Origin of the sequence: Streptomyces sp. WAC05292, from assembly GCF_003949955.1 — a bacterium.
Classification (GTDB): domain Bacteria; phylum Actinomycetota; class Actinomycetes; order Streptomycetales; family Streptomycetaceae; genus Streptomyces; species Streptomyces globosus.
The window spans coordinates 1-3,362 of sequence record NZ_RPSE01000531.1 but is presented as its reverse complement, the minus strand read 5'-3'; the positions used below and the strand labels follow the sequence as shown (position 1 = coordinate 3,362).

3 protein-coding genes are annotated in these 3,362 nt (G+C 75.9%); all 3 read right to left on the bottom strand.

All coding sequences use genetic code 11. From position 1 onward, the window contains the following. Positions 1–18: 18 nt before the first annotated feature. The gene (locus EF903_RS30505; RefSeq protein ID WP_125548223.1) at positions 19–1,809 is read right to left on the bottom strand and encodes a PAS domain-containing protein; all 1,791 of its coding nucleotides are present in this window, start codon (positions 1,807–1,809) and stop codon (positions 19–21) included. A 135-nt stretch (positions 1,810–1,944) separates the two neighbouring features. Then, positions 1,945–2,256 (bottom strand): hypothetical protein, encoded by a 312-nt coding sequence (locus EF903_RS30500; protein WP_125548222.1) that lies wholly within the window; start codon positions 2,254–2,256, stop codon positions 1,945–1,947. Between the two features lie 152 nt (positions 2,257–2,408). After that, a partial coding sequence (locus EF903_RS30495) for a proline dehydrogenase family protein (RefSeq protein ID WP_221888800.1) occupies positions 2,409–3,362 on the bottom strand: 954 nt, incomplete at its 5' end.

Here is a 3,362-nt window from a genome sequence, read left to right as displayed (position 1 = left end):
CCACCATGTGCTACGTCGTCACCGACCCGGCGACCGGCCGGGGGCGAGGAGGGCGGGCGGCGGGTGCCCTGCGCGGGCCACGCTGCACCGGCCGGTCGCCGGGTCGGTGACGACGTAGCACATGGTGGCGAGCATCGGATCGGCCAGGTCCTCCAGGGCGGCTTCGAGCTGCCGGAGCAGTTCGGGCGGCGGCAGGTCGAGCCGGGCGAGTGCCCGGACGCTGGCGGAGAGCCGCCCCATCACGGCGGCCGCCGCGGTGCCGTGGCCCATCACGTCGCCGATGAGGAAGGCGGCGCGGCCGCCGGGCAGCCGCAGGACGTCGTACCAGTCGCCGCCGACCTCGTTGACGTCGCTGGCGGGGAGGTAGCGGTGGGCGACCTCGACGCCGGGCGGCGGGGAGATGTGCTGGGGCAGCATGCTGCGCTGGAGGGTGAGCGCCGTGTCGTGCTCGCGGTGGTAGAGGCGGGCGTTGTCGATGCCCACGGCGGCCCGGGCGGCCAGTTCGGAGGCGAGGGTGACGTCGTCCGCGGCGAACGGGCCGGACGGGTTGGTGCGGTAGAAGCCGGCGACGCCGAGCACCGTCTCGCGGGCGACGAGCGGGACCATCATCATGGAGTGCACGCCGAGGGCGAGCAGGCGGGCGGGGCGGCTGGTGTGCCGGCCGGCAGGGGCGATGACCTCCTCGTCGAGGCGGGGCACGACGAACGGGCGGCGGGCGGAGAGGGCCTGCGTGTAGGGGGCGGTGTAGGGGAAGGTGAGGGTGCGGCCCACCGGGGCGAGGACGCCGACGACCGCGGAGCCGGTCAGGGGCGCCTTTCCGAGGCGGCGCAGGGCGGTGCCGCCGGCGAGGCCGCTGCCGGTGTCGTCGCCGCGGGCGAGGGATTCGAGGACGTCGACGGTGACGGCGTCGGCGAGGCGGCCCACGGCGAGGTCGGCGAGCTCCTGGGCGGTCCGCTCCACCTCCAGGCTGGACCCGATCCGCATGGACGCCTCGCTGAGCAGGGCCAGGCGGCGCCGGCCGGCCTCCGCCTCGACCTGGGCCTGCTGCTTCTCGGTGATGTCGAGGAGGGTGGCCACGACCCCGATCGGCCGGCCGCCGGGGTCCTCGACCCGCACGTACGAGCACGACCACACGCGGTCGCGGTCGGGGCGGGCGGGGGTGCGGCCGGTGCGCCGGAGGTCCAGGATGGGCAGTCCCGTTTCCAGGACCTGCCGCATCGCCTCCTCCATCTCGTGGGCGTTGACCTCCGGGAGCAGCTCGGTGAGCCGCCGCCCGATGTGCGCGGCCTGCGACAGGCCGTTCATCTGCTCCAGGGCCGGGTTGACCTGGAGGAACCGCAGCTCGGTGTCGAGGACGCCGATGCCGACGGGAGAGCGGGTGAAGAGGCCGTCCCACACGGCGGACGAGCCGCGGATGCGGCGGGCGGCGTGGGCGTCGGCGGCGAAGACGAGCAGTGCGGACGGGCCGGGGTACTGGTCGGGCACGGGGCAGGCCCAGATCTCCAGTTCCAGGGGATGCCCGTCGGCGTGCCAGGCGGTGACGGTGCCCATGACGCCGCGCCGGTTGGTGGCGGCCTCCCACAGGGAGCGGCCGAGGGTGCGGTCGACGCCCGGGTGCAGCAGGTCGGCGATGTGCCGGCCCATGACCTGCTGGGGGCCGTAGCCGAGGAGGTCGGCGGCGGCTCTGTTCCAGCGGACGATGGTGCCGTCGGCGCTGGTGGCGACCTGGGCGATGGGGAGGGCCCCGAGCCAGCCGCCGGCAGCCTGCGCGGCGCTGCTGACCAGCCCTTCCATGCCGGGGTCGGTCATCGCCCCGGGTCCCGGCCGCGCCGGCTCCGCGGCGGCTCCGTCGTCTCCACCCCTCCATGGTCGCCCGGCCGGGGCGGGGCCGCTCTCCGTGCCGGACGTCCGGCTTTCAACATCGGGGCCGTCCCAGGGTGCGGGTCAGCCGCGGCTGCCGTCCTGCTCCTCGACGTCGCAGTCGATGTACACGGGCGGCCTGTTCAGCAGCTGGGCCAGGTGGGAGGCGAACGCGTCGGTCTCGGGGGCGCGGCTGTTGGCCATGGCGGTCTCGTAGGAGTCGAAGCCGACGACGGCCAGGTGGCGGTTGGGGTTGGCGCGGTCCTTCAGCAGCATCCGGCTGACCGGGCCGGTCTGGCGGCCCTCCGCCCGCGCGCGCTCGTCGTAGTCGTGCAGCAGCTTCCGCACGTCCTCGATGCGCTCGGTCTCGAAGTCGATGATCTGTACGAACTGCATGCCGGCCTCCCGGAGGGTTCGGCGCCCCGCGCGGTGCGGGGCCTGCCGGCACCGAGTGAACACCGGCGGGCCCGCCGGGGGCGGTCGCCCGCGCCCGGCGGGCGGCACGATCCACCGACATGGCCGAGGCGCCGCCCGCCGGGCGGCAGCCGTCAGGAGGCCGCGTCGACGACGGCGCGGAGGAGGCGCTGCGGGTCCTCGGCGAGGCGGTTGCAGACGTAGAGCCACCATTCGGTGCCGAAGACGACGTACTCGCGGGTGGGGTGCCCGAGCCGGGCCATCTCGGCGAGGCGGTCGGGGCCGAGGCCGAGGAGGGTCTCGAACTCCCAGGGGGCGTCGGGGCGGCCCGATCCGCCGAGCTGCTCGCCGAGGCGGCGGAGGAGGTCCCGGTCGTGGGTGGCGAAGGAGCACAGGTGCCCGGATTCGGCGATTGCCTCGGCGAACTCCAGGTAGCGGGGACGGAGTTCGGGGGACTCGCGGGGCAGGGCGACGGCCTCCGGCTCGGCGAAGGCGCCCTTGACGAGGCGGATGCGGCCGGGGCGGGCCAGGACGCGCGGCAGGTCCTCGCGGGTGCGGTGGAGTCGGGCCTGGAGGGTGATGCCGACGTGGTCGTAGGTGGCGGTCAGCCGCTCGTGGAGGGCCAGCACGGCGTCGGTGCGGTCGGAGCCCTCCGCCGAGACGACCATCTCGCGGCCGGTGTCGGCGGTGGCCCGCGCGATGCGCGAGGCGTTGGCGAAAGCCAGGTCGGCATCGACGGCGAGTCCGATGTGCGAGAGGTCGAGGGAGATCGAGCAGCCGGGCGGGAGCCGGTCGGCGGCCTCCGCGAACACCGCGGTCTCGGCCACCGCCCGCCGCGGGTCGCGGCAGCTCTCGCCCAGGTACTCGACGCTGGCGCGGTGGCCGGCCGCCAGGACGGCGGCGGCGCGCTCGCAGGCGTCGTCGAGGGTCTCCCCCGCGACGAAGCGCCGGGCCACGCGACGGGCCAGGGGTCCGAGGGCGGGGTCCGCGGGGACGCGCCACTTCAGGTCCTCGTCGAGGGCGAGGCCGCGCAGGACGGCGGCGGCCGCGGCGGAGACGTCGGAGCCGGCGGGGGCGGCGGAGTGGTG

Coding starts and splice junctions, on each gene's coding strand:
- EF903_RS30500 (WP_125548222.1), bottom strand. CDS start 2,256: ATGCAGTTCGTACAGATCATCGACTTCGAGACCGAGCGCATCGAGGAC.
- EF903_RS30505 (WP_125548223.1), bottom strand. CDS start 1,809: ATGACCGACCCCGGCATGGAAGGGCTGGTCAGCAGCGCCGCGCAGGCT.